The sequence below is a fragment of the Roseibium album genome (assembly GCF_001404515.1).
Classification (GTDB): Bacteria; Pseudomonadota; Alphaproteobacteria; order Rhizobiales; family Stappiaceae; genus Roseibium; species Roseibium album.
This window is the reverse complement of record NZ_CXWE01000002.1, coordinates 814,986-841,936: the sequence shown is the minus strand read 5'-3', so window position 1 is coordinate 841,936 and position 26,951 is coordinate 814,986. Positions and strand designations below refer to the sequence as shown.

Below are 26,951 nucleotides of genomic sequence, written 5' to 3'. Positions count from 1 at the left end.
GAAGTCTCAACTCCATTTCACGTCGCAGGTCAGCATATAGCCTGACCCGTAGATCGTGCGGATATGGGCGGGCCCGTCCTTGCGGTTGAGCTTCTTGCGGATGCGCGAAATCCGGACGTCAATTGAGCGGTCCAGGCTTTCGTCGCGGCCACCGTGTTCCAGTAGATAATCCCGCGTCAGCACCCGCTTCGGAGCTCTGAGGAGTGCTTCAAGCAACGTCGCTTCACCCGTGGACAGAAAGGTCTCCTCCCCTTCTGGGGAGGCAAGACTGTGGGATGCAGGCCGGTAGATCCAACCTTCGAACCGGGCTGTTTCGATCATGTTCTGCGAGGGAACCTGATCTAGCGAACGGCGCAGGATCGAGCGTATCCGGGCAACAACTTCACGCGGATCGAAAGGTTTGACCACATAGTCATCCGCACCCAGCTCAAGCCCCATGACCCGGTCCGTTGAATGACCGCGTGCCGACAAAACGATGATCGGAACGGAGGACTTCCTGCGGATTTCATTGATCAGGGCCATGCCCTCCATGTCCGGAAGGCCGAGGTCGACGATGCATGCGTCGGGTGTTCGACTTCCAAGCGCGGCCAGCATGGAAGCCGCAGTCGAAAATACTTCGCCGGTCATGTCGAACTGCGACATGGCATCCTGCAACAACTGACCGATTTCAGGCTCGTCATCAACGATAAAGACGGTCAGTTTCGCTGGCTGTGCGGGGCGTGTCTGCAAGGCAATCCTCACGTGTCGTTCAAATGGCGCGGGAGAGAATTTTCTGGAGCGTGTCGGCCAGTTGATCATCTGCAAAGGGTTTCGCCAAGACCGGAAATTCACATTCCCGGTCCTGACCGGAGAGACCGGACCAGTCGGCATAGCCGGACATGAGTGCAATGCCGAGATCCTGCCGCTCCCGGCGGATTTCCCGTGCCAGGGCCAGTCCGTTTGTCTGGCCCGGCATGATGATGTCGCTGAGAACGCCCTTGAGCTCCGGCAATTCGAGCGCGAGACTTCTGGCGTCTTCTGCACTTTCGGCCCTCAGCACGGCATAACCAAGATTTTGCAGTTGGTCGGTCACGGCGTTGGCCACATCGGGATCGTCCTCGACAAGCAGCAAGAGTTCACCCTTGCCACGTTGCAGGTCGTTTTCGCCGGCTGTTACCGCTTCACGCGTCCGGGCCAGTGCGATCCGGTGGTATGGGAGGTAGAGCGTAAGGCAGGTTCCTATGCCCAACTTGCTGTCGACCGTAATGGCTCCTCCGGACTGATGAATGAATCCGTAGACCATGGACAGCCCGAGGCCGCTACCGGTGCCAAAGGTTTTTGTCGTGAAAAATGGTTCGAAGATCTTGAGCCGGGTTTCCTCATCCATGCCGGCACCGGTATCGGCAACGGTGATCTGTGCATACCGGCCAACAGGAACACCAAGGTCATCCGCTGTCCTTTTTTCCAGATTGATTTCGCTTAGGACAAATTTCAAGATCCCGCCCTCCGGCATGGCATCGCGCGCGTTGAAGGCGAGATTGATCAGGGCGGTTTCCATTTGTGTCGGGTCGATCCGCGCGCCGATGCTGCGGTCCGGCATCTCGGCCTCCAGAACAATGGCCGACGGCAGAGACCCTTCCAGGAGGCTGTGGGCATTGGATACAAGTTGCGCAAGCGGCACCGTTTGCGGGTCGATCGCCTTGCCGCGGCTGAAGGCCAGAAGACGCTGGATCAGGTCTGATCCGCGTTTTGTCGCCTCCAGCATCGGCGTCAGCTTTTTGTCCAGCTCCGCCTTGTCGAGCGGGGGTTCGAGCCGGCTGACACTCAGGAGATTACCCATCAGGATCGCCAGCAGATTGTTGAAATCGTGGGCAAGGCCGCCGGTCAGTTTGCCGACGGCGTCCATCCGTTGGGACTGTACCAGGGTCGCTTCGGCCTGCTTCTGGTCCGTTGCGTCCAGCGACAGAACAAATATGCCGAGCGTGCGGCCGTCGGCCGTCATGTCAGGGATCAGCGTGGAGCGCATGTAGGCTTTCGTTCCATCGGGTCGTTTGCGCTCGTATTCATAGCTGACAGCATTGCCCTTGAAGGCATGGTCGATATGCGGCTCCAGTTCGGCAAAGAGATCGGCGCCGACCACATCTGCTGCCGCCCGTCCGGCAATGGAGGCAACCGACTGACCGAACCAGTCGGCATAGCGCCTGTTGGCAAAGCGGAAAATCGGGCCGGGTGACACATAGGCAATCAGCGCTGGAATATTGTCGGTGACCAGGCGCAGCCAGTCTTCGGATTGCTGCAGGGCACGGGTACGTTCTTCCACCGTGCGCTCCAGCTTTTCCTGGCGGCGGCGCTCCTCGGTGACGTCGGAATAGATGGTGACAAATCCGCCTTGCGGAAGCGGTGTGCCTGACACGGCGATAATCTGGCCGTTGGGCCGGACCCGCTCGAAATAATGTGGTTCGAACAGTTTGGCGCGCTCGATCCGCCGGCCAATCTTGCCTTCAATGTCGCCGGGGCCGTATTCGCCACGTTCGGCGTTCACCCGTATGAAGGCTTCCAGATGGGAGCCGCGCCGGATGATTTCCGGCGGCATGTCGAGCATGTCCGACAGGCCCCGGTTCCACGCGACCAGCCTGAGGTCGCTGTCGAACACGGTAAAACCCTGATTGATATGGTCCAGCGCTGCCTGCATCAGATCAAGCTGCGCCTTCAATTGCCGTGACTCCTCCATGACCGCGAGATTAGATCAAAATGCGGGCAGACTGAACCGGTGATGCATAGTCCGAAGGGAGAAGGGGCATTGAACTCTGCAAAGGGGACCTACTGAGCCTGAAGCGGCTTTGCGCACTTAAGTCCGTCAAATTGCCGATGCGTCGCCAGATTTCAAAACCGGGTCGTTGTCGCAAGGCTTGCGAGCGACCCAGGTGCGGTTGGAAACGTTGGTCACACCAAATACCGTGTGCAACCGCAATGGAGACAGACCATTTTTCTGATCCTTGCTCCCGTGCCTTTGGTTTCCATCACGTCACGGTGGTTGTCTCTGATACTGGTTCACACGGCCAAACCGCATCAACCATTTTCGTCAAATGGACTGTTTGTCGTCCAGTTGAACGTACCGTCGTCCCGTTCCTTTACCGCCTGTTTCCAGCCAACTTCTTCAACTCGGGCCTTGAAGTTCAGACCTTCCGGCGAATGACGTGTGATGCCGTCGAAGACGGTCGCGAGGCGTTGTGTCTGGTTGATTTTCTCTTCCACGGCTGAATTTATCACCATCTTCTGCATGGCCAATTGATTGATCGGCACCGTTGCGACGCGTGCGGCCAACGCCTCGACCTGGTCGTCCAGTTGATCGTCGGGCACCGATTTCAGCACCAGTCCCATCTCCGCAGCCTCGACGCCTGTGATCCTGTCTCCGGTAAACATCATCCGCTTGGCCTTTTCCGGTCCCAGACGATGCACCCACATGGCGGTCGTGGGGCACCCCCAGACACGGGTCGGCATATAGCCGATCAGCGCGGTGTCTCCCATGATGGTGAGGTCCGCACAAAGCGCAATATCCGAGCCGCCCGCCACGGCAAAGCCATGCACTTTGCAGATTACGGGTTTCATCGCCCGGAAGAGCGACATGAAGCTTTGCGTGTTGGACCACATGAACTGGAAATCCTGCATCGGGTCCCAGGGCATGTTCTGCACCGCTTTGTTGGGGCCGTTGCCTTCTGCATAATGTGCCAGATCGTAGCCTGAGCAAAACGCCTTGCCCGCACCAGACAGAACCATCACGTGCACGCTCGGGTCTGAATCGGCCCGCGCCACTGCAGCGGCCAACTCGCGTGGCAAGTCGTCGTCGATGGCATTCATGACCTCTGGCCGGTTCAGCGTGATCCGCCCGATGCGACCGTCTTTTTCGAATAGAACTTTGGCCAATTTCACCCCCAATCTCTTACGGCTTTCACCTCCAGGTATTCTTCCAACTCCGAGATGCCACCGTCGCAGCCATTGCCGGATTGTTTCAAGCCGCCGAAGAGTGATCCAGCTCCGCCGAACTTACCGTTCATTTCGGCCATTCCTTGACCAAAGTGCCGGGCAACCCTGCAAACGCGAGGCTTGTCGCTGATCTGAATGTAGTTTGCACGCTTAAATCCGGCCGCCCGCCTGATCCACCAGCAACAGGCGTCGTCTGTTTATGTGTTCCGCTCTTGACCGGTTTCTTGATCTGTTGCCTGAGAGCATAGCGTGACCAGCCACGGTTGCCGGGGCCTCATTCAATTTGAGGGCTTTTACGTTGTCAGAATGTCTTCCAACGGAAGCTGCGGATTTGGACGGGCCGGGAACCGAGCATCAAGAGATGCAAGCCGCCGTTCGCCCGGTGGTCCTTTACCGCCTTACGACCAGAACCAGTCCTCCTGCCACGATCAGCGCCGCGCCGGCGATTGTTGCCGGGCTCGGTAATTCGGCAAATGCGAGGTACCCGACGAGGGTGGTGCCGACGAGTTCGACATAGACAAGCGGGGCCAGTGTTGAAGCATCGGACCAGCGGAAGGCGAAGATAGTCAGCAGGTGGCAGAAGCTTGAAAAGAAGCCGAGTGCCAGGAAGAACAGAAGCGTGCCGGAGGTCGGCAAGGCAGCGGTGGCGACAGCCTGTGGACTGAGCAGCACCGTGCCGACAATGCATTGAAAGACGAGCGTCCGGACAGGGTCGCTGTGCTGTGACGCGCGGCGGGTGGCGATCAGGTAGAGCGCGAACAGGAACCCAGCGGCGAAAGCAAGCAGTATGCCGCGTTCCATGCCACCGGCCGGTTGCAGGATGATCAGCGCTCCGGCTATTCCAAGGGCGAGGCTTGCGGTCTTTCTGAGTGTCAGGCGTTCCCGGAAAAGGAGTACAGACAGGATAACGGCGATGATCGGTCCGACGAAATAAGCGCTAAGTGCCAGTGCCAGCGGGATTTCCGAAATGGCGAGGAAGTAGGACGTCATAGCGGCAACGAGAAATAGCGTGCGCATGAAATGCGCACCCAGGTGCTCGCGCGGGAACATGCGCCATCCGTAGAGCCAGATTGCCAGCGGCAAGACAAGACAGCTGGCAACGGCATAGCGCGCCCAGCTTATGAAAAACGGCGAATAGGTCTCACTCAGGTATTTGGCAGTGCCGTCCACCAGCGGAATAAGCAGCATGGCAAGCGCCATAAACGCAATGCCACGGTGATCCGGCAAAATCCGCGTGCCCACTTTGTTGCTCTGCATAGCTCCGGGTCCGGCCTCAGGCGGTTCCTCAAAAGCGGCAGTTAAATGAATTTTGGGGCCGGTTGCCAGCTGATGATCTGCATGGCGGGTATACGGATCGGTTCGTCCGTTCCGGCGGTGCGGCGCCGATGTCGGGTCATTCAATCTTTTCTGTATTGGCAAGAGTTCCGCTCAAGATCTGATACGGGCCGCCTGTTTTCCAACCGCAAAAAGGGGGTACTTGCCGCGATCCGGCTTGCATTTGTCAACGAAGACGAATTTCTGCAGCTTGTGATCCACGAATTCGCGCAGGCTCACGAGGCTGTCTCCATCGCGATCAAGAAAGGCAACCGTGTCCGGGAGGGTCAATTCTTGTTGAGGTAATCGTCCACAACAACATTGCAGTTCCAGCCAAGTGCGTTGCCCCAAAAGCCGATCTGACCCTGACAATAGTCCAGAATGAACTCCCTGCGGAACGTCTTGAAGAACCGGTCACCAAGGCCCCAGTAGAAGTCGAGTTCGTTGAATTCAACGTCCTTGATCGTGAAGTCACCGATCTTGAACTCTCCCTTGTCGCAAAAGGAGCCGGCCGCGATCTTCTGATCGAAGCGGCGCATGCATTCAGTTTGAAGGGACGGTGATTCCGCGCCAAGACAGGACTGGTAGTAGGCCTGGATATTGCGTCGGTGGCGCAAGCGGCACTCGGTGTAATCGTGTTCACGGTAATTGTAGATGCGCTTGTGCATGGACGCAAAGACGCTGTGCACGGAATGGCCCGATGACTTGGTCAGGAAATAGGTCGGGCAGAACCTGGACTCCTTCAAAAATCGCTCTCGGGCCTTTTCCGCCTTTCCGGGTTGTGCTTCCAGGTAGGGGCTGAAGCCGTCCAGGCTGACAAAGAGATTGAAATGCGGGTCGATCGCCTGTTTCCGGGCATCACTCGCATCGCGCGGAAACCTGACCTCGCACTTGGTCGTCTCAAGTATTTCCCTTGCCATCGCGTCGTGATGATTGTTCCAGTCCGTCAACGCAGTGTTGTAGACGGCATAGAAATCGTTGAAGGCGGAAACGCTGTCGTCGGCAATGTATTTGATGATCCGCTGGGTCTGGCGACGCCGCTCCCGCAGTCTTGTGTCATAGACGGCTCTAGCCGCGGCAAAAGCCTCGTCACCATCCTTGGGGCTGGAGATGAAGGCGGTATGTTGGGCGTTGTAGGTCTGAATGTTCTTCTTCACGATCAGGTCGCCGAAAACAGCACCGATCAGGATCGTAATCACCGATGTGATGATGAGGTTCTTGTATGGATTTCCGGTAGACGGCCTGGCAGCGCTGGTCCTGTTTTTCCTGCGCTTCGATCTGGAAATCCTGTTTCGAACAGTCCTTGTGCCTGCCATCCGGCACTCCCCCGCCATACACAAACTACGCAGGGGAATATACAACGCGGCCAAAACCTGAGGGCTAGCTACCAAAAATTGCAACCGGGTTGCAATTGTGAAGGACTGTCACTGCAGGCAGGAAATCAGGTACGCTCCACGACAGGAGATCGGCGATGCAGTATGACGTAAAAACACCGGACGAATATCTTCAGAAGATCGAAGACGATTGGCGGCGGACCAGTCTGTTGCAGCTTCGCGCGCTCATCCTCGCCGCTGCACCGGATGTCGTCGAAAGCATTCATTACAAGATGCTGGGATATGCACTCGACGGCGACTTTGTATTTCATCTCAACGCGCAGCGGAACTATGTGAGCCTTTATGCGGGCGATGCTGCCCGTATTGATCCGGAAGGTGCCCTTTTGAAAGGACTGAGCGTCGGCAAGGGGTGCGTGCGGTTTTCCAAATCGAAATCCGTGACGGACAGCCGGATCGTCGAATTCATCGAGCGCGCAGTCGTTCTGAAACGGCAGGGTATCGATTTCAGTTGCTGACAGGCTCGGTGATGGAAGCTCGCGGTTCTTGCGCGTCCTGTTCCCGCGCAGGCAACAAGGGACTTCCGTGCAGGGCGTATGCGTATCGTTTCCGGTCGCTGCCGAACGGTCCTGGATTTCTCTGCAGGTTATTGTTCTCATCGGCGAACTGAAAGTGCAACAGAACTCGCAGCCGGCGGATTGAAGGAGAGCAGGATGATCATCTGCATATTCGGCGTGACATACCGGGACGACATCGACTGGGATCTTCACAAGCGCATCAGCGACGACATGGCCCATGCGGTCGCCGCGATGCCCGGCTTCATTTCACTGAAATTCTACAAGGCAGACGATGGCGATCAGATCGGGATTGTCCGCTTCAGAACCCGGGAAGACCTCAAGAGCTGGCGCGATGACATTGCTCATCGCGGCGCCTGGGGGCATGCGCCTAAGCTTTATCATGAGTTCTGGGTCCAGAACTCGGAAACATTCGACGATTACGTCTGGATTGACGGGGTTCATCACGACAAGGACCAGAGCGATCGTTTCCAGATGACCAGGGATGAGGTTCTCGACGTCTTGTCGACCGACCGTTCCTGACGTTTTTTCTGACCTGCCAACACCGCGATTGCGTTGACGCTAAGAAGTGAACTTCAGTCACGCAGGTGTTTCAGGGCGTGGCTGGCTGCATTCCCGGAGCGGCAATTCGCCTGCAGGTTCTGCTCTCGCCAGTGGCATGTGATTTCAGGCAACCGTTTCGCCCTGGACCAATACTCCTGCGCCGGGCTTCGGTGTGACGTTCCGCGAGATTGAGACAGACGGGATTGTTCCGCGAAAAGAGGGCATTCAGTGCTTCCTGCCGCCGCAGCGCGGTCAGTTGTCGCCGTGGGATGGCCAGCGCAATGGTGTGTAATAGTAAATTGTTGACAATCTACAATAAGGGAGTTTTTATGAAGTGACATGAGCGCTTCAAACACTGCGCCGCTTGAAGAGAAGGGGAACCACGAGATGAAATTGAACCGTCGAACAGTTCTGACTCTGACGGGAGCCACGATGGCTTCTGCATTGATCGCAGGCGGAACGCCGGTCTTGGCCGCAGGATCTCTGGAAGAAATAAAGGAACGCGGGAAACTGCGTGTCGGCGTGACCCAGGCGCCGCCCTGGTACTCGAAAGATCCCTCAACGGGCGAATGGGCTTCCGGGGTCGGTGTATCCGCCGGCAAGGCCATGGCAGAGGCGCTCGGGGTCGAATTCGAACCTGTCGAAGTCACCTGGGGAACCGCGGTCGCGGCGCTGCAAAGCAACAAGATCGACGTCATGTTCGTACTGGACGCGACGGATGAACGGAAAAAGGCTGCCAGTTTCCCGGACTCGCCGCTGCTTTATTACTCTCTCGCCGTACTTGCGAAGGACGACGTGCCGGTGACTTCCTGGGAAGATCTCAACAAGGCCGATATCAAGATTGCCGTCCCCCAGGCGACCAGCATGGACAAGTTTCTGACCGAAAATGTCGGTGCTGCCGATATCCAGCGCTTCCCGGGCAACACGGAGGCGATTGCCGCTTTCCAGTCCGGACGGGTTGATGCGGTTTGCCTGTTTCATCCGCCCCTGATTGCGGCCCGCCAGAAACTGGGAAGGGGCAAGATCGTGGTTCCCTCACCTGTCAAATCAAATCCGACCAGCGCGGCCGTGCGCAAGGGCGATACCGAATTCGTTGAATTCGTCGACGCCCAGCTCGCGGACTACTACCAGTCTGGAAAAATCCAGACCTGGTACGAGGAATTCCTGACCGGTTTCGGTCTCGACCCCAAATCCGCGCCGCCGATTATCAAGGAACTTCTCTGAGGCTCTCGGATAGATCATGTACGAGTGGGATTTTTCACCGGTGCTGGCGGAAGGCGGCTTCTTGCTTGTCGGCTTCCGCAACACGCTTGTCCTGACCGCGACAGCGCTTTCCGGCGGACTGGTTGTCGGTCTTCTGCTGGCCTTTGCGAGATTGTCTCACAGAAGGTGGCTGAAAGTTCCTGCGGGAATTGTCATCGAGGTTTTCCGCACAACCCCGCCACTCGTGCAATTGTTCTGGTTCTATTTCGGTTTGCCGATCGTGCTTTCCATCGAAATGACGCCATTCCTTGCCGCATCACTGACTTTCATGATCCAGAGCGGAGCGTTCTTCGCTGAGATCTTCCGTGCAGGCATCGTTTCGATCGAACGGGGGCAATGGGAAGCCGCCAACGCAATCGGCATGACCTACAATCAGTGCATGCGCAGGGTGATCCTGCCTCAGGCCGTCAAGCGCATGTTTCCATCCATGATGGAGCGTTCCATCGAGCTGATGAAGACAACAACGCTGGTGGCGACGGTTTCCTATGCTGATCTGCTGTTTCAGGCCAACGAACTTGCCCAGAAGACTTTCCGGCCGCTGGAGGTCTTCACCGTTGTCGCGCTGATCTATTTCGTGTCGATCTCGTTCATCAGTTTCATTGCTTCCCGCATGGAGCGCCGCTTTGCCAAGAGCGGTGAGTTCACGCCATGAACTACATATGGAATTTCCAGGACGTATTCGACAACTGGTGGGCGCTTGCGATCGGTGCGGCCGGGACACTGCGATTGTTCGTTGTCTGCCTGGTGCTGGGCATGGGGCTTGGCCTGATCATCGCGCTGGGCAAGCGATCCAGGAACCGGCCGGTCCGCTGGCTGTCGACGGCGTTTGTGGAGTTCTTCAGAAACACGCCCGTACTCGTGCAAATCCTCTGGTTCTATTATGCCCTGCCGATCATCGCGCCGATCGAGATTGGTCCATTTCTGGCGGCCATCCTGGGTATCTCGTTGAACTCGGCCGCCTATTCGGCGGAGATCTATCGCGGTGGGATTCAATCCATCGAGCCCGGTCAGTGGGAAGCCGCGCGGGCGATCGGCATGAGCGGTCTTCAGACGTTGCGCCGTGTGATCCTGCCGCAGGCAATCAGGCGCATCATCCCGGCCCTGACGAACCGCGGGGTGGAAATCTTCAAGATGACCACACTGGCGTCGGTTGTCGCCTATGTGGAACTGCTGCAGCAAGGCAAGCTGATCGCCTCACTCAACTACAATCCGCTCGAGGTCTATACCGTCATCGCGGCGATCTTCCTCATTATCCTCTACCCGATCGTGCGCCTGACCTATGCGCTCGAGCGCCATCTTGCACGGAGTGACTGAACGTGAGCGCACCTGTTCTCAGATTGTCCGGTTTTGGCAAACAATTCGGGTCGTTGCGCGTGTTCTCCGACGTCGATCTCGATGTCATGCCAGGGGACCGAATTGCCATTCTGGGTGCTTCGGGGTCCGGCAAGAGCACGTTGCTTCGCTGCATCAACGTTCTTGAAACACCGAGCGAGGGGCGCCTTGAGCTGGACGGCGAACTCGTGGGTCAGCCATCGCGTGCAGGAGACATGCGTTTTTCGGAACGTGAATTATGTGCCCTCCGGCAACGCGTGGGCATGGTGTTTCAGCAGTTCAACCTTTTTCCGCACATGACCGTGGCCGGAAATGTTGCCGAGGGCCTGAAAACCGTTCGCAGCGTCAAATCCCAAAAAGCGCTTGAGCGGGCCGTCGCAGAATTGCAGCGTGTGGGCCTCGCCGACAAGGCCGACACATATCCGTCCCGTCTATCCGGAGGGCAGAAGCAGCGTGTCGCCATTGCGCGCGCACTGGCCATGGATCCCGAAATTCTGCTGTTTGACGAACCGACCTCCGCACTCGACCCGGCGCTGGTCGGCGAAGTTCTCGGGGTTATCGAACAGCTGGCAAACGAGGGCCGCACAATGCTCCTCGTCACCCACGAAATCGGCTTTGCCTATCATTTCGCAACGCGGATCCTCTATCTGGCCGAAGGCGGGATCTACGAGAGCGGGACACCTGATGAAGTCCTGAAAAATCCGAAACGCCCCCTGACCCAGCAGTTTCTTGCAGAGCATCGGCGTTTTCAGTTCTAGAGCCCTTTTTGGAGACAAATAATCGATGAACAACTCTGCAAGCGCTCAAAGCTATTTGGCAGATCCGCGGAATGAAAATGTTCTGGTCTATGTCGACGACCGGCTTGTGCCCCGTCGCGAGGCCGTTGTTTCCGTTTTCGACAGTGGTTTTGTTCTGGGAGACGGGGTCTGGGAAGGGCTACGTGTCATTGACGGGCGTATCCTTCAATTGGACGCTCATCTGAACCGAATGTTCGAAGGCGCGAATTCGATTGCACTCGACATCGGCCGCAGCCGCGACGACCTCAAAGCCGCCATTCGTCAAACGCTGGATGCCAATGGCATGAAAGACGGCGTCCATATCCGGCTGATGGTCTCGCGCGGGCTGAAAAGTACGCCCAACCAGGACCCCCGGTTCGTTATTGGCAAGGCTACCGTCGTGATCGTTGCCGAATACAAGGCCCCCCGGCCCGAGACCAAATCGAAGGGGCTCGCCCTGTTTACGTCGACATTCAGAACAAGCGGTCCGGATGTGTTTGACCTGCGTTTGAATTCGCACAGCCGATTGAACCTCATTCAGGCTCTCATCCAGGCGATCAACGCCGGCGCGGATGAAGCGCTGATGCTTGATCCGAGAGGGTTCGTCGCCAGTTGCAATTCAACGAATTTTTTCATTGTCCGGGGCCGTGAACTCTGGACGTCGACCGGGTCCTTTTCCTTCAAGGGATTGACGCAAAAGGCGGTGATCGATAGTTGGCGAAGTGTCGGCAATATCGTTGAGGAAAAAGACTTTACGTTGGCAGAAGCCTATTCGGCCGATGAAGCATTCATTACCGGGACGCTCGGCGGATTGACCCCTGTTGTTCGCATCGATGGCCGCCTCATCGGAGGCGGAGCACCGGGACCGGTCACCGCCGAAGCCGAAAAAGCGTACAAGGAATGGGTCTTGCGGTAGAACTGGCAAGAAGCGTCTTCCGGCAAGAATGCGTGATCATAACGAACAAGTGCACACGACCATGAACGAACCGCAACTGATGTCGCAAAACCGGGTCAAACCCATCAAGCGTGAAACTTTCAGCAACCAGATTGCCGCCAATCTGCGTCGCGCGATCATCAGTGGCGAGATCGAATCGGGAAGTCAGATAACCGAGTCGGATCTGGCAGCACGGTTCGGCGTGAGCAGGGGCCCCTTGCGGGAAGCCATGGGACAGATCGCGGCCGAAGGCCTGATCGAAACCATACCTTACACGGGAACCCGCGTCCTCAAACTCTCGCCAGAGGATGTCCGGGAGATCTATTCACTGAGGACGTCGCTCGAAACGCTGGCGTTCCGTGAAGTCTGGGAGCGCCGGGACGAAGCGTTTGTCCGCGAACTCGAAATCCGGCACAAGGCGCTGCTTGAAACACTTGCGCTTGACGATCACGTGGCGTCGAGCGAGGCGGAAGTCCGTTTTCATTCTCTTGTCTATGAAACATGCGGTCACAAGCTTCTGCTGGAAAGCTGGCGCCGCATAGCGGGCCGGATGCAGCTTTATCTGGCTGAACACCAGCGGGCACATGGCCGAAAGGCTCCGATCGAAGATGCCCATGAACGGTATCTTCAGCTTGCCGTTGGAAACAGTCTCGCGCTCATGCTGGAAGAAATCGATGCCCATATGCAACGCGGGTTCAGGCAGATGGAACAATATCTGAGCTTTGCAGACTGACACCGCATCAATGTGCCGTAGCGCGTCGGTGGCGCGACTCGTTCAAAATCGTATTTTCTTCCGACCTGTCATGTCTTTGCAGCCGACAAATCGCGCAAATCCGGTGCGATTTTGAAGAATGGATCGCGAATTCGGTTTGTAATCGGATAGACTGCGGGGAATGAAGCAGTCGGAAATCAAAAAAACCAATCCCACGGTTCAGGACGTCGCGCGCGCTGCCAATGTTTCAACGGCAACTGTCAGCCGGGCCCTGTCCGCGCCGGATCGGGTGTCGGCCAAGACCCGCGACAAGGTGGCGAAGGCAGTTGAAGAGACCGGATACGTACTCAATCACGCGGCGCGAAATCTACGCCGTCGCGATACGGGGACCATCGTCGCGCTCGTCCCGGATATCGGGAATTCTCATTTTTCGAACATCCTGCAGGGCATCGAAACCGTCTGCGCCGACAGGAACCTGAAGGTTTTGATCGCAGATACACGAAAACCTTCCATGTCGCGTCAGCGGATCAATGACTATTTCAGCAAGAACAATTGTGACGGGATCGTCATTCTCGATGGTCATTTCTCGATTTCGGAAATCCGTGCGACCAACCCGAAATTGCCACCGATCGTGACTTGCGGTGAATGGAGTGACGATCCGGCGGTGCCGATCGCCGTTGTCGACAATCTTCTCGGAGCTGATCTGGCAGTCTCACATCTGCTCGAACTCGGTCACCGGGATATCGGACATGTCACCGGATTGCTGACACACAAACCGGGGAGAGACAGGGTCGAGGGCTTCAAGGCAACCTTGAAAAGGGCTGACCTCGATCCCGAGAAAGCCTGGATTTTCGAAGGCGACTACACCCTGGAGTCGGGCGAAACGGCTGCTTCGACGTGGCTCAATCTGCCCGAGCGACCAACCGCGGTCTTCTGCGCTGCCGACCGGACCGCCTTCGGTTTCATTTCCGCCTTGAACGAGGTCGGTGTGCGTGTGCCTCACGACGTGTCGGTGGTCGGATTCGACGACATCGATATTGCCGGCCACTTCGTGCCGCCCCTGACGACCGTACACCAGCCGCGCCGGGCGATCGGCGAGCAAGCTGCACAATTGCTGCTCAATGTAATGGAGGGCGGAAATCCGGAGGAGGGCAACGTGAAGCTCCAACCCTGGCTTGTGGTCCGTAAGAGCACGGCGCACCGTGGCGGTTCGCAGCAAGATTGACAGGGTTATGCTCGCCGGCTGTGGTGAAAATTCCTAGTATCCCGTCACGTCTTCCGGCTGGAAGCCTTTGGCGGCCGAGGGTCTTCTGCCGAGAATATTTTTCAGGATATTGTTCATGGTTGCCCGGTCATTGTCGAAGCCGCCATGGGTTTTGCTGTCCGTTATGGCGTCGGCCCGACCCGCATAATGGAGAGTGTGATCGGGCTTCAGCACAAGGTCGTTCGCGAACACTTCCATGCCGAGAAGGGGCGCTTTCTTTTTGTCCTCGAATGCGTTGGAGACAAAATAGAGCAGCGACTTCCGGTAAGGGCCGACGGAATCGTCCCGTTCGCGCTGATCGATCAGGTTGTATTGCCACAGCTTCGACAATCCGGCGGCCGCGTTTTTGTCCCCGATCCTGTCGGTGTAATGGGTCATGAAGAAATCATTGGTGCAGGCCGGGGCCATGAGGGAACAGGATTGCACCGGGACAGCAAGCGGATTCGCGGCATTGAGCTTGCCCAGCAGATGGCCCAGCAGAATGCTGCCCGCGCTGTGACCGATCAGGTGTACCTTGAGCGGGTTGCTGCGCTGCGCGTTGCCTTTGAGCAGTATCTTGAGCGCTTTGGTGCCGCCGCTGCTGCTCCCTGCAAAACACTTTTCCGCATCCCGCTTCATGTCGCGCCATACGGCCCGCCCCGGACCGCGAGCGGTGAATTCCAGCATGCGGTCAAAGAAATCGGAAACACTCCCGACACGCGCTTCGGCCTTGGCGTTGGAAGAAAAGATGATGTCAGTCAGGGTTTCAAAGAACCCGGTCTCCCACATGAAGTGAATCGGGTAAATCCCGTTCCGCTTGAAAACTTCCTTCATCTTGCGAACGCGATTTGCAGATGCATTCTGGTCATTGAGTCCTCCATGGGCATAAAAAACCAGATGCTTGTAGTCGCGCTTTGCAGTCGCCGTCTCGTCTGCGAGAAAATCCGCCGTTTCCTTTAACGTTGCCTCCGGAGTTGGGTATTTCCCGCGCTCCACAAGCCGGCCGTCATCCAGATGAACGATGTGGCCGACAATTTCCTCGAAACGCGGAGCTCGCGTTTTCGGACTGTCGAACAGGCTGCGACTGCTCCTGTCAGGTTCCCCGACCGTAAGATCGAACGACTCCGGGGTCGGCACTGCAAGCCTCAACACCCAGGCATCCATGACGTTCGCCGCCCAATCCTCGTAGCGCCATCTGGCGATTCCCGGTCGGCCATCGAAACCGCCCCAGGTTTCGCCCCAGGAGTTCTGGATGAGGAAGCCCCTGTCGTCATAGCCGACGATGACGAAGGCATGGCCTCCCTCGGTCAGGTTGGACGGTGCAATGTCACCATTCCGAGGATTTTGCCAACCGCGATGGACCATCGCAGATACATAGATGACACCGGTTTCGTTGAGCGCGGCGTGATAGTCGATAATCTGCGGGCGCAGACGAAAATAGGCGCCGAGCCCGACCTTTCGGGCATCTACCGCCCGGTCCTTGGTCAGGTGCCAGTTTTTCTCGCCCACCCGATAGGGGGCCAGTTCTTCGCTGCAGACCCCGTTGTTGAAAAATCCCTTCAACGCGGCCCTTATGCTGGAGCCTTCATAATCCTCGCCGGGCCATTCGTCGTTAAGCTTTGCCATTTCGTAAAGCATGCGTGCACTTGCCGTGGGGGCTTCGTCCGGTTGGGACCGGCGTGCGTGACGTTGTCTGTTCAGCAGCGTAATGGCACTTGAAAGTGCAAATCCGGTGCACGCTCCCTCCATTCCCTGGTCGCGGATCGGACTGACGCCGGGATCGGGCGCGTCCATGGAAAGGTCGAGCGCCAGGAGTGCAGGCTCATACATGCGGTCGCGCAAATCGGTGATGTCCGCCGGAACGTTAAGCACATGGTCTCCAAGTCGTGGCGCAGCTTCCAGGGTGTTCGAAGCAGGCAGGTTCTGTTTTTGACTTGGTGATTTGGCTTTTTTGGACTTTTTCGGCTTTGCTGGACGTTTAGGCATGGCTTCCCCCCTGATTAGTACCTTTGTGCTAATCAATTAACCGGTTGCAATTGCATGTCTTGGCAGCTTTGCGAGTATACGCATGAAGCGATGCCGCCGCAATTACCTAAGGTAAGTTGCGATGTATGCTGGACTGCAAAGAGGCCCGGTCGCATTGCTGCCCACCCGTTGGGCGCAAGAGAAACGTCACGAATTTTTCAAAAAGATCAGCGGTCCGGGACAGGCTGCATCTCAGTGGGTGCGGTTTTGACGAAAATTTCGGCCCATTCCAGGATCGGTCGAGGAACACAATTCGTGAGACCCGCAATGCAACCCCATGTGCCTGCAGCTGGAAACAGGCTCACAGACCGGATCGGCATGTGCCTGTTCGCAGCTGCAGCGCAATTGAAACAATTCGAAACAGTTGGATCACATTGCTGCAAATCGGCCGGTCTAGCTTCCCTATCAAGGATGTGAGGCAAGATCCGTGATCGCCTTCGACGAATTACTTGTTGAAGGTTGCAGCGGCAGACTGTTTCATACCCTTTGAAAGAACGACCCCGAAACAGGGGCACCTTCCAGACCGGTGCGTTTTGCAAAAATACGCACCGGTTAAACAAAAGACGGAACATCTGACGGTTCGTGTAAGCGGGTACGGAAACGATGGTCCAAGGGGAAGAAACAGATAATGGTAGGGTCGGCCAGCGCTTCACCGCGCGGGGAGGACACTTTTCCGAAGATCCTGTTGCACAATGCAAAGGTTCTTGGAACCCGGACAGCGTTTCGGGAAAAGGACTTCGGGATCTGGCAAAGCTGGACCTGGTCCGAGGTGTGTGAAGAAATCCGCGCGTTTTCAATCGGACTGAAGTCACTCGGGATTGAGGCTGGTGACAAGGTTGCCATAGTCGGTGCGAACCGGCCGCGACTTTACTGGTCGATGGTCGCCGCTCAGGCGGTGGGGGCGGTTCCGGTGCCGGTCTATTCCGACTCGGTTGCCGAGGAAATGGCGTATGTCCTTGGTCATGCCGAAGTGAAATTCGCGGTCGTCGAGGATCAGGAACAGGTCGACAAGCTGCTGTCGATGTCCGAAGAGGTTCCGACACTCAAAGACGTCATTTACGACGAAATGCGCGGGTTGCGCGACTACGACCATACTCACCTGCACTCTTATGAATCCTTGCAGAACAAGGGTCGTGAACTGCAGGCGCAGAACAGTTCGCTGTCGAGGGAGTGGGAGGAAGGATTTGCCGGTGGCAAGGGCGACGATGTTGCCGTGATGCTTTATACCTCCGGAACGACCGGCCGTCCGAAGGGCGTCATGTTGTCGTTCGACAATCTGGCTGTTTCAGCACGCAATGCGAACGTGTTTGATCACCTTGACGAGACCGAGGAAGTGCTTGCCTACCTGCCGATGGCATGGATCGGTGACCATGTATTTTCGCTCGCCCAGGCCTTTACCGCAGGCTATTGCGTCAATTGTCCGGAAAGCATTGACACGATCGATGTTGACCGGCGTGAGATCGCGCCAACCTATTTCTTTGCGCCGCCAAGGGTCTTTGAAATGCTGCTGACGCACATCATGGTGCAAATGGAAGATGCAGGCAAAACCAAGCGCGCCATGTTCGACTACTTCATGAAAATCGCGCGCAAGGTGGGCGAAAAGATCCTGAACGGCGAGGACGTCGACGCAAAGGACCGTCTTCTCTACAGGCTTGGAGAGTTCCTGGTCTACGGTCCGCTCAAGAATCGCATGGGGCTGACGCGAATGAAAGTCGGCTATACGGCGGGAGAGGCGATCGGTCCGGAGATCTTCCGTTTTTATCGCTCGCTCGGCCTCAATCTGAAACAGCTTTACGGACAGACGGAAGCGAGCGTCTATATTACGCTTCAGCCTGACGGAGAGATCTTCGGCGATACGGTCGGAAAACCGGCGCCTGACGTCGAACTGAAAATCGCCGACAACGGCGAGGTCATGTACCGCTCGCCCGGTGTCTTTGTCGGCTATTTCAAGAATGACGAAGCCACCAAAGAGACCAAGACGGCCGATGGCTGGGTGCATACCGGAGATGCCGGCATCATCGCGGAAAACGGACACCTGAAGATCATTGACCGGGCCAAGGATGTCGGAAAACTCACCGACGGGGCGTTGTTCGCGCCGAAATATATCGAGAACAAGCTCAAGTTCTTCCCCAATATCAAGGAGGCGGTCGCCTTTGGTCACGAACGCGACGTGGTCGCGGTCTTTCTCAATATCGATCTGACTGCCGTCGGGTCCTGGGCGGAACGAAACAACGTCAACTACGCTTCCTATCAGGAACTGGCGGCTCATCCGGATGTCTATTCGATGGTTGAAAGCCATGTCGACCAGGTCAACCGCGATCTTTCCCGTGAGCCGATGATGGCTGGCGCCCAGATCAGAAGATTCCTGATCCTGCACAAGGAGCTGGATGCGGATGACGGCGAACTGACGCGGACCCAGAAGGTGCGCCGATCCTTCATCGCAGACCGTTATGCTCCCCTCATCGAAGCGCTTTATGACGGTTCCAAAACCAAGCACGTGCGCACGGAGGTGACATTCGAGGACGGCCGGAAGGGCGCCATCGAAGCGACGGTCGAAATCCGCGACATGGAGCCTCATGTTCCCGGCAAAGACTATCAGGAGGCCGCCGAATGAACGCCTTTGCCACAGACATGACAGCTGAACCGGATGGTGTCCCCGAAACGGCGCATAGCGAAGAGTTGCTGAGGGTCGACAATGTGTCGCTTTCCTTCGGCGGCGTGAAGGCGATCACAGACATTTCCTTCGATATCCTGAAGGGCGAGATCCGCGCGATCATCGGACCGAACGGTGCCGGCAAGACTTCGATGCTCAATGTCATCAACGGCTTCTATCATCCCCAGGAAGGCACGATCACCTGGCGGGGCAAGGAACGGCGGAAGATGAAGCCGTATGAGGCGGCAAGCCAGGGCATCGCGCGGACCTTCCAGAACGTTGCGCTCTTCAAGGGCATGACGACGCTCGACAACATCATGTCCGGGCGTTCGCTGAAGATGCACCGGAATTTCTTCTGGCAGGTCATCTGGCGTGGCCCTGCCGAGCGCGAGGAAATCGAGCATCGCAGGAAAGTCGAGGACATTATCGACTTCCTGGAGATCCAGGCGATCCGAAAGACGCCTGTCGGGCGTTTGCCCTACGGTTTGCAGAAGCGGGTGGAACTCGGCCGGGCTCTTGCCATGGAGCCGGATCTCCTGCTGCTTGATGAGCCGATGGCCGGAATGAACCTTGAAGAAAAAGAAGACATGAGCCGGTTCATCCTCGACGTGAACCAGGAATTCGGCACCACGATCGCGCTTATCGAGCATGACATGGGCGTGGTCATGGATCTGTCCGACCGGGTCGTCGTGCTCGACTACGGCAAGAAGATTGCGGACGGTCCGCCTGAGGAAGTTCAGGCGAACCAGAACGTGATCGACGCTTATCTCGGCGTCAGCCACTAGAAGGGAAAATCATGCTTTACGACATTTTCATCGATCCCTTCGTGCAGATGTACGAGATGCCGGACTTCTTCCTGCAAGTCCTGTGGGAAGGTTTCGTCGCCGGAATTCTCTACGCCCTGATCGCACTTGGTTTTGTGTTGATCTTCAAGGCTTCCGGCGTTTTCAACTTCGCACAGGGCATCATGGTGGTGTTTGCCGGTCTTACCCTGGTGGGTCTCAATGAAAACGGTGTACCGGCCTATCTGGCACTTGCGCTGACCATTGCCGCGATGGGGATACTTGCCTATGGCGTGGAACGGGTCGTCATGCGTCCGCTGGTCAACCAGCCCGACATCATCCTGCTGATGGCCACCATCGGACTGACCTATTTCCTGATCGGCTTCGGAGAATTCGTCTTCGGCGGCGAGCCGAAGCAGATGATCACCGAGGAACTCGGTTTGCCGACCGGCTCCACCGCGATTGAATTCGGGGAACGGGGGCTGGTCATCCTGCAGCATATCGACATCGCGGCAGCCGTTATCGCTGTTCTGATGGTTGCAGCGCTAGGTATCTTCTTCAACAAGACCCGAATCGGCCGGGCGCTCAGGGCGGTCGCGGACGATCACCAGGCGGCGCTTTCCGTGGGGATCTCACTCAATCAGATCTGGGCAATCGTCTGGTTCGCAGCCGGTCTCGTCGCATTGGCAACAGGCATCATGTGGGGCGCGCGCTCCGACGTGTCGTTTGCGCTGGAAATCGTCGCCTTCAAGGCATTGCCGGTGCTGATCCTGGGTGGCTTCACGTCCATCCCCGGCGCGATTGTCGGCGGTCTGATCATCGGTTTCGGCGAGAAGATCGGTGAACTCTACTGGGGCGGTCTCGTGGGCGGCGGCATCGAGTCCTGGCTCGCCTACATCATCGCGCTGATCTTCCTTCTGTTCCGGCCGCAAGGCCTCTTCGGCGAACGCATCATCGAGCGGGTTTAAGGTACAAGTTCATGTTTTATCGCGAAGCTGGCCAATTCAAGACGAGTTACAAGGCGGATCAGGCGCTCATGCCGATCCTGCAGGACAGGGTGGGTCTTCTGGTCATCCTGGCTGTCGCCTTTGTTGTCATTCCCGTCTTTGCCAACGACTTCTTCCTGACCTCCATCATGATCCCGTTCCTGGTGTTCTCCCTGGCGGCGATCGGCCTGAATGTCCTAACGGGTTTTTGCGGACAGCTTTCGCTCGGTACAGGGGCCTTCATGGGTGTGGGCGCCTATGCGGCCTACAAGCTGACCTCGATCTTCCCGGACGCCAATGTCATATTGATGGTTCTGCTTTCCGGTGTGTTTTCCGCCGCAATCGGTGCCGTGTTCGGTCTGCCGAGCCTGCGCATCAAGGGTCTGTATCTGGCCGTGACGACATTGGCCGCCCAGTTCTTCCTGGAGTGGTGTTTCATCCGCATTCCCTGGCTCTACAACTACAATGCCTCCGGCGCGATCGAGATCCCGCACCGGGAGGCCTTTGGCGTAGTCGTTTCCGGCGCGGAAGCAACGCCGATCGTGCGCTACTTCATCGTGCTCGGTATCACCGCGCTGATCGCCTATCTGATGGCCAACGTCCTGCGCGGCCGGATCGGGCGTTCCTGGATGATGATCCGCGACATGGACATTGCAGCTGAACTCATGGGCATCCGCCCGCTCCAGACCAAGCTGATGGCGTTTGCCGTGTCGTCCTATATCTGCGGCGTCGCCGGCGCGATGATGGTGTTCTTCTGGCTGAATGCCGCAGAACCCTCGTCCTATTCGATATCCCTGTCCTTCCAGATCCTGTTCATGGTGATCCTGGGGGGGCTGGGAAGCCTGAGCGGCGCGTTCATGGGTGCGGCCTTCATTTGGATCCTGCCGGTTTTCCTGAAATTCATTCCGGGCACCATTGGTATCAATGTGGCCGCCGAAACCGTTGAACACATCACGTTCATGATCGTCGGCGCCCTGATCATCTTTTTCCTGATCGTCGAACCGCACGGCTTTGCGCGGCTCTGGCAGATCGCGAAACAAAAGCTCAGGGTCTGGCCATTCCCCTATTAGGGTGGCCAGCCTTATCGCACGTCATCCGGACCCGGACCTGTCCGGGGAGGAATGGCGCAACTGGTCTGGCGGTACCGGATGGTCCGGGGCCGCATGGGAGGAGAAACATGAAAAGCATCAAGCAAATTGCGCTGGGAACCGCTGTTGCGCTTGGAGTCGGATTTTCCGGTCTCGCGACAACGGTTGCCCAGGCTGAAGACGCCAACTATGTGCCGCTGCTGACATACCGCACCGGTCCGTTCGCGGCTTCAGGCATCCATATCGCCAACGGCATGCATGACTACCTGAAAATGCTGAACGAGCGTGATGGCGGTATCGGCGGCGTGAAGCTGGAGCTCGAGGAATGCGAGACCGGTTACAATGCCCAGAAAGGCGTCGAGTGCTACGAGGCGACCAAAGGCAAGGGTGCTCTGGTCTATAACCCTTATTCCACAGGCATCACCCTGCAGCTGATCCCGAAGGCAGGTGTCGACAAGATCCCGGTTCTGTCCATGGGCTACGGCCTGTCGGCTGCTGCCGATGGGTCCGTCTTCCCCTGGGTGTTCAACGTGCCGGACACGTACTGGGACGGCGCGTCGGTCGTGATCAAGTATATCGGTGAACAGGAAGGCGGTCTTGATAACCTCAAGGGCAAGAAGATCGGTTACATCTTCCTGGATGCAGGTTATGGCCGCGAGCCGATCCCGCTGCTGGAACAGCTGGCTGAAAAATACGGCTTCGAGCTGCTGCAGTATCCGGTCGGTGTCAAGGAGATGCAGAACCAGTCCTCGCAATGGCTGAACGTACGCCGTGACCGTCCCGACTACATGGTCATGTGGGGCTGGGGTGCGATGAACCCGACTGCCATCAAGGAAGCCGTGAAGATCCGCTTCCCGATGGACAAGTTCATCGGTGTCTGGTGGTCAGCAGGTGATGACGACGCCGCTGCTGGCGGTGAAGGTGCCAAAGGCTACAAGGCCATGAACTTCTCCGGAGTCGGCAGTGACTTTCCGGCGCTTGACGACATCAAGAAACACGTTGTCGATGCCGGCCTGAGTTCAACTGACGCGAGTTCCATTGGTGGCACCCTCTACAACCGTGGTGTTCTGAACTCCGTCATCATCGCCGAAGGTATCCGTACTGCACAGGAATTGACCGGCAAGAAAGTCATCACCGGTGAAGACATGCGTATGGGCCTTGAAGCGCTCAACCTGGACGAGGCCCGCCTGAAGGAACTCGGTCTGGCAGGTTTTGCACACCCGATGAAGGTCACCTGTGAGGATCACGCTGGCAGCCACCCGGTCTTCATTCAGGAGTGGGACGGCAAGCAGTGGCGTCAGGCTTCCGGCTGGATCGAGCCGATGACCGATCTTGTACGTCCGCTTCTGGAAGCGGCTGCCGCCGAGTATGCGGAAAAGAATGCGCCGTGGCCGGCGCGCACGGAACCCTGCCCGAACTGATCAGGCAGATCGCTCCGCCGCGCACAATGCGCGGCGGAGTATCCCGGGAGAGAATGGAATGGCATTGCTGGATGTAGATCAGGCCGGTTCGGAAAACGCGGTGGAAGCTGCGGAAACGATACTTTCGGTCAACAATATCGAGGTCATTTACGACCATGTGATCCTGGTTCTCAAGGGTGTTTCCCTGACGGTTCCCAAGGGCGGGATCGTCGCACTGCTGGGAGCGAACGGCGCCGGCAAGACGACAACGCTGAAGGCAGTCTCTAACCTTCTGAGTGCCGAGCGTGGTGAGGTGACAAAGGGAACGATCCTGTTTGACGACGACGAAGTCCAGGCGCTCTCACCCAACGAACTGGTACGGCGCGGTTGCATTCAGGTGATGGAGGGCCGCCACTGTTTCGGCCACCTGTCCATCGAGGAGAACCTGTTGACCGGAGCCTATACCCGCAAGGACGGTCATGCGGCTGTGAAAGCCGATCTTGAGATGGTCTACAATTATTTCCCGCGCCTCAGGGAGCGGCGCCAGAGCCAGGCAGGTTACACGTCCGGCGGCGAACAGCAGATGTGCGCGATCGGACGCGCCCTGATGAGCCGACCAAAAATGATCCTGCTCGACGAGCCCAGCATGGGACTTGCGCCGCAATTGGTTGAGGAGATTTTCGAAATCGTCCGGCAGCTCAACGAGAAGGAAGGGGTTTCCTTCCTGCTGGCGGAACAAAACACCAATGTGGCGCTGAGATACGCCACCTATGGCTATATCCTGGAATCGGGACGCATCGTGCTCGACGGGGACGCGAAGGCGCTCCGTGAAAACGAGGATGTGAAGGAATTCTACCTGGGCGTCGGCGGCGAAGGCCGCCGTTCGTTCCGGAATGTCAAACATTACAAACGAAGGAAGCGCTGGCTAGCCTGACGGTTTTCTGACCCAGGGCGGAAATAGCGGAGACGACCATGAGCGACCAACAGTTTGATGCACGCGAGCGGCAGGATCCCGCTCAGCGTGAACAGGATCTCTTTGCCAGGTTGCCGGAACTTCTGGCACATGCGGCCGGAAATGCCGATGGCTGGGCAGAGCAGCTGCGAGGTTGCGATCTCTCCGGCACTCGCGACAGAAACGCGTTGTCGTGCCTGCCGGTATTGCGCAAATCCGACCTGATGGATCGGCAGAAGGCCAATCCTCCCTTTGGCGGTTATCTGGCCGGTGAACTTTCCGAAGCCGCGCGCGTTTTCATGTCCCCGGGTCCGATCTGGGAACCACAGGCGCCTGGCCTGGATGCCTGGAACGGGGCACGCAGTCTGTTTGCCGCGGGATTCCGCAAAGGGGACGTGGTCCTGAATGCCTTCTCCTACCACCTGACACCAGGCGGTTTCATTCTGGACCAGGGTGCGATTGCTCTGGGGTGCACTGTTTTTCCAGCAGGTGTCGGCAATACCGACACGCAGGTGGAAGCCCTGGAAGTCTTGAAGCCCGCCGGTTTTGTCGGGACACCCGACTACCTCAAAATCCTCCTTGACCGTGGCCGGGAACAAGGCCGGGATGTCTCCTCCATCAAAAAGGCTCTTGTTTCCGGCGGGGCGTTGTTTCCCTCGCTGCGGCAGGAATATGAAGACCAGGGGATTCAGGTCGGCCAGTGTTATGCGACGGCAGATCTTGGAGTGATCGCCTACGAAACCGAGGCTCGCGAGGGTATGGTCGTCAACGAAGACTACATCGTTGAAATCGTGCGTCCGGGTACCGGGGAACCGGTTGCAGACGGTGAGGTTGGCGAGCTGGTCGTTACCAACTTCAACAGGCTTTATCCGCTGATCCGGTTCGGAACAGGCGATTTGTCAAAAGTCATTCCGGGCCAGTCACCCTGCGGGCGGACCAACATGCGCCTCGCAGGCTGGATGGGACGGGCGGACCAGCGTACGAAGATCAAGGGAATGTTTGTCGACCCTGCCCAGATTGCCCAGATTGTCGCGGCGCATCCTGAAGTCAGCAAGGCGCGCCTGGCGGTCAGCCGTGCCGGTGAGGCGGATGCGATGGTGCTTTCCGTTGAAACGGAAGCGCATGGGGACGGGCTGACCGACAGGGTTGCCACAACGCTCAGGGATGTCACCCGGCTCAGCGGCGATGTTCAGATCGTGTCTCCCGGTGCCTTGCCTAATGACGGCAAGGTCATTGCCGATGAGAGAGAGTATGGTTGACCACGTTGAGGCGCCTTGGCTGAAACCAGATCGTGTTAACGGGTCCTGATTGCGCGAAAGCACCTCGTTTTTGAGCAACTCATCTTCGATGACTCTCCTGCCGGGGGCAGCGCAGAGACGGGTCCGAACCGCCTGTTCGTTTTGTCGATGACTTCGTGAGGAACTGCTGGTCCGGTTAGTCGCTCTTGAATCAAGGGGCTCAGGTCCCGCGGCGTTCGACCGTGATGGTGGTGCAAATCGGCGTCTGTCCGTTGGAACAACAACGGCTGTCGTGCATCTCCGGCTTTCTTTCCCGTCCGAGCGTGTCCGCCGGTGATCTGTCCTTTTCGCCAAGCGTATGAAAAATGCCGCATTGGCCTCGGCTTTGCCTTGGCCTATGTATGGCATCAGAGGACTAGCCGCTGAGGGACAATCCGCGCTTATGAACGTTCAACCGACCACTTCGCTTTCGGCCGAGAGGGCCGCTGAGTTCCGCAAACTGGATCTGCCTGAGAACCACCCGCCGGTGAAAAGCGGCAAGGTCGGTGTGCTCCTGGTCAATCTCGGGACCCCGGATGCAACGGATTACTGGCCGATGCGCCGTTACCTGCGTGAGTTTCTGTCCGACAAGCGTGTCATCGAATGGCCGAGGGCGATCTGGTATCCGATCCTTTACGGAATTGTCCTGATGACCCGTCCGGGTAAATCCGGCAAGGCTTATGACGAGATCTGGAACAACGAGAAGAACGAGTCCCCACTGCGTACCATCACGCGCAGTCAGTCCGACAAGCTGTCCGAGGTTCTCGGTGATGAAGGCGGCAGGCTCAAGATTGATTGGGCGATGCGCTACGGTCAGCCTTCGATCCCTGACAAGTTGAAGGCACTCAAGGAGGAAGGGTGCGACCGGATTCTTGTGTTTCCGCTCTATCCGCAATATTCGGCAACAACCACGGCAACCGTCAATGACGTCGTCTGCAGAACCCTGCTGGAGATGCGGTGGCAGCCGGCGATAAGGACCGTGCCGCCCTATCACGATGATCCGGTCTACGTGACCGCGCTGGCCGAATCCGTCAAACAGCACCTGGACACACTGGACTTCAAACCGGATGTGCTGCTGACGTCCTATCACGGTATTCCGCAATCCTACTTCAAGCGCGGCGACCCCTATCATTGTCATTGTATGAAAACGACGCGCCTGATGCGTGAGGTCCTCGGATGGGATGACCAGCAACTCCGCGTCACATTCCAGTCCCGTTTCGGACCGGAGGAGTGGCTGCAGCCCTATACAGACAAGACAGTCGAGCAATTGGCAAAGGATGGCGTCCAAAACGTCGCGGTGATGAATCCCGGTTTTGTTGCCGATTGTCTTGAGACTCTCGAGGAGATCGCGGGCGAGGTTGGTGAGATCTTCGAGGAAAACGGTGGGGGCAATTTCACCCATGTTCCGTGTCTGAACGACAGCGACCTGGGTATGAAGGTGATCGAACACGTTGTCCGCCGGGAATTGGGCGGCTGGCTCTGAGGGCCAGTTACCTTTGAATATTATCGCAATCAATCGGCCTGACGCTCATGTTTCATCTGAGCGTTTTGGCTGTTCATGATTACCTGATCAACATTGCGTGGAGTGCCGGTGGTCGCCGGAGCGACGGCTGTCGTCCTGTTCCCAGGTACATTCCGCCCTGGTGGTGACGAGGCCAATGGCACCAGTTCAGTCGCCGGGGAAATCTAGCTGATTGCCTCCGTGGCGCGTGGATCTCGCGCAATGGCGCTGGAACGACTCACTCAAACAGAGCATAGTGACCGCGAAATTCCAGATGTTTACGGGAGAAATTCATGCCGTT

General features: G+C 57.4%; 25 protein-coding genes. 17 read left to right on the top strand and 8 right to left on the bottom strand.

Features of this window, described 5'->3' with window-relative positions:
• Positions 1 to 6: 6 nt before the first annotated feature.
• The 7 genes from LA5095_RS09120 to LA5095_RS09095 all read right to left on the bottom strand — a co-directional run bounded on the left by LA5095_RS09120 (position 7) and on the right by LA5095_RS09095 (position 6,593).
• Positions 7 to 729: a response regulator transcription factor gene (locus LA5095_RS09120; RefSeq protein ID WP_055114349.1), complete on the bottom strand. Its 723-nt coding sequence runs from the start codon at positions 727 to 729 to the stop codon at positions 7 to 9.
• A 19-nt stretch (positions 730 to 748) separates the two neighbouring features.
• The gene (locus LA5095_RS09115; protein ID WP_208992603.1) at positions 749 to 2,692 is read right to left on the bottom strand and encodes a PAS-domain containing protein; all 1,944 of its coding nucleotides are present in this window, start codon (positions 2,690 to 2,692) and stop codon (positions 749 to 751) included.
• Positions 2,693 to 3,048: 356 nt separating this feature from the next.
• Positions 3,049 to 3,909, bottom strand: coding sequence for a crotonase/enoyl-CoA hydratase family protein (locus tag LA5095_RS09110; protein WP_208992602.1), 861 nt, complete (start codon positions 3,907 to 3,909; stop codon positions 3,049 to 3,051).
• Entirely contained in the window at positions 3,906 to 4,094 is a 189-nt protein-coding gene (locus tag LA5095_RS33195) for an aldehyde dehydrogenase family protein (RefSeq protein ID WP_268873266.1), read from the bottom strand. The genes LA5095_RS09110 and LA5095_RS33195 overlap by 4 nt, the downstream gene beginning before the upstream one ends.
• Before the next feature lie 259 nt (positions 4,095 to 4,353).
• Positions 4,354 to 5,220: a DMT family transporter gene (locus tag LA5095_RS09105; protein WP_055114048.1), complete on the bottom strand. Its 867-nt coding sequence runs from the start codon at positions 5,218 to 5,220 to the stop codon at positions 4,354 to 4,356.
• A 171-nt stretch (positions 5,221 to 5,391) separates the two neighbouring features.
• Complete coding sequence (locus tag LA5095_RS33395) at positions 5,392 to 5,517, bottom strand: hypothetical protein (RefSeq protein WP_268873264.1); 126 nt, start codon at positions 5,515 to 5,517, stop codon at positions 5,392 to 5,394.
• Positions 5,518 to 5,564: 47 nt separating this feature from the next.
• Positions 5,565 to 6,593, bottom strand: coding sequence for a hypothetical protein (locus LA5095_RS09095; RefSeq protein WP_055114043.1), 1,029 nt, complete (start codon positions 6,591 to 6,593; stop codon positions 5,565 to 5,567).
• Positions 6,594 to 6,748: 155 nt separating this feature from the next.
• Here LA5095_RS09095 and LA5095_RS09090 point away from each other — a divergent pair, with 155 nt between their 5' ends.
• From LA5095_RS09090 to LA5095_RS09050, 9 genes are all read left to right on the top strand, one after another.
• Positions 6,749 to 7,126, top strand: a complete 378-nt coding sequence (locus LA5095_RS09090; RefSeq protein WP_055114040.1) for an iron chaperone — start codon at positions 6,749 to 6,751, stop codon at positions 7,124 to 7,126.
• Positions 7,127 to 7,321: 195 nt separating this feature from the next.
• Positions 7,322 to 7,705: an antibiotic biosynthesis monooxygenase family protein gene (locus LA5095_RS09085; RefSeq protein WP_144435910.1), complete on the top strand. Its 384-nt coding sequence runs from the start codon at positions 7,322 to 7,324 to the stop codon at positions 7,703 to 7,705.
• A 453-nt stretch (positions 7,706 to 8,158) separates the two neighbouring features.
• Positions 8,159 to 8,950, top strand: coding sequence for a transporter substrate-binding domain-containing protein (locus tag LA5095_RS09080; protein ID WP_208992601.1), 792 nt, complete (start codon positions 8,159 to 8,161; stop codon positions 8,948 to 8,950).
• A gap of 16 nt (positions 8,951 to 8,966) precedes the next feature.
• Positions 8,967 to 9,641: an amino acid ABC transporter permease gene (locus tag LA5095_RS09075; RefSeq protein WP_055114036.1), complete on the top strand. Its 675-nt coding sequence runs from the start codon at positions 8,967 to 8,969 to the stop codon at positions 9,639 to 9,641.
• A complete protein-coding gene (locus LA5095_RS09070) occupies positions 9,638 to 10,303 on the top strand; it encodes an amino acid ABC transporter permease (RefSeq protein WP_055114034.1) in 666 nt (221 codons plus the stop codon). The genes LA5095_RS09075 and LA5095_RS09070 overlap by 4 nt, the downstream gene beginning before the upstream one ends.
• A 2-nt stretch (positions 10,304 to 10,305) precedes the next feature.
• Complete coding sequence (locus LA5095_RS09065) at positions 10,306 to 11,079, top strand: amino acid ABC transporter ATP-binding protein (RefSeq protein WP_055114032.1); 774 nt, start codon at positions 10,306 to 10,308, stop codon at positions 11,077 to 11,079.
• A 25-nt stretch (positions 11,080 to 11,104) separates the two neighbouring features.
• Positions 11,105 to 12,013, top strand: coding sequence for an aminotransferase class IV (locus tag LA5095_RS09060; RefSeq protein ID WP_055114030.1), 909 nt, complete (start codon positions 11,105 to 11,107; stop codon positions 12,011 to 12,013).
• Between the two features lie 61 nt (positions 12,014 to 12,074).
• Positions 12,075 to 12,764, top strand: a complete 690-nt coding sequence (locus LA5095_RS09055; protein WP_029066664.1) for a GntR family transcriptional regulator — start codon at positions 12,075 to 12,077, stop codon at positions 12,762 to 12,764.
• 160 nt (positions 12,765 to 12,924) lie between these two features.
• Complete coding sequence (locus LA5095_RS09050) at positions 12,925 to 13,968, top strand: LacI family DNA-binding transcriptional regulator (RefSeq protein ID WP_055114028.1); 1,044 nt, start codon at positions 12,925 to 12,927, stop codon at positions 13,966 to 13,968.
• Between the two features lie 33 nt (positions 13,969 to 14,001).
• Here the strand turns inward: LA5095_RS09050 and LA5095_RS09045 are convergent, their stop codons facing one another.
• Complete coding sequence (locus LA5095_RS09045) at positions 14,002 to 15,972, bottom strand: C1 family peptidase (protein WP_055114026.1); 1,971 nt, start codon at positions 15,970 to 15,972, stop codon at positions 14,002 to 14,004.
• A 667-nt stretch (positions 15,973 to 16,639) separates the two neighbouring features.
• Here LA5095_RS09045 and LA5095_RS09040 point away from each other — a divergent pair.
• The 8 genes from LA5095_RS09040 (at position 16,640) to hemH (ending at position 26,632) form a co-directional block, all read left to right on the top strand.
• On the top strand, positions 16,640 to 18,625 hold the full coding sequence (locus LA5095_RS09040) for an AMP-dependent synthetase/ligase (RefSeq protein ID WP_055114024.1): 1,986 nt from the start codon (positions 16,640 to 16,642) through the stop codon (positions 18,623 to 18,625).
• Positions 18,626 to 18,642: 17 nt separating this feature from the next.
• A complete protein-coding gene (locus LA5095_RS09035; protein ID WP_196901248.1) occupies positions 18,643 to 19,449 on the top strand; it encodes an ABC transporter ATP-binding protein in 807 nt (268 codons plus the stop codon).
• 11 nt (positions 19,450 to 19,460) lie between these two features.
• Positions 19,461 to 20,414 (top strand): branched-chain amino acid ABC transporter permease, encoded by a 954-nt coding sequence (locus LA5095_RS09030; RefSeq protein ID WP_055114020.1) that lies wholly within the window; start codon positions 19,461 to 19,463, stop codon positions 20,412 to 20,414.
• A gap of 11 nt (positions 20,415 to 20,425) precedes the next feature.
• Positions 20,426 to 21,502: a branched-chain amino acid ABC transporter permease gene (locus LA5095_RS09025; RefSeq protein ID WP_055114018.1), complete on the top strand. Its 1,077-nt coding sequence runs from the start codon at positions 20,426 to 20,428 to the stop codon at positions 21,500 to 21,502.
• 107 nt (positions 21,503 to 21,609) lie between these two features.
• Positions 21,610 to 22,941, top strand: a complete 1,332-nt coding sequence (locus LA5095_RS09020; RefSeq protein ID WP_055114016.1) for an ABC transporter substrate-binding protein — start codon at positions 21,610 to 21,612, stop codon at positions 22,939 to 22,941.
• Between the two features lie 58 nt (positions 22,942 to 22,999).
• On the top strand, positions 23,000 to 23,854 hold the full coding sequence (locus tag LA5095_RS09015; protein ID WP_055114015.1) for an ABC transporter ATP-binding protein: 855 nt from the start codon (positions 23,000 to 23,002) through the stop codon (positions 23,852 to 23,854).
• A 38-nt stretch (positions 23,855 to 23,892) separates the two neighbouring features.
• The gene (locus tag LA5095_RS09010; RefSeq protein ID WP_055114013.1) at positions 23,893 to 25,131 is read left to right on the top strand and encodes a phenylacetate--CoA ligase family protein; all 1,239 of its coding nucleotides are present in this window, start codon (positions 23,893 to 23,895) and stop codon (positions 25,129 to 25,131) included.
• Between the two features lie 421 nt (positions 25,132 to 25,552).
• Positions 25,553 to 26,632 carry a ferrochelatase gene (gene hemH / locus LA5095_RS09005; RefSeq protein ID WP_055114344.1) on the top strand — a complete coding sequence of 360 codons (1,080 nt, stop codon included), beginning with the start codon at positions 25,553 to 25,555 and terminating at the stop codon, positions 26,630 to 26,632.
• Positions 26,633 to 26,951 lie beyond the last annotated feature (319 nt).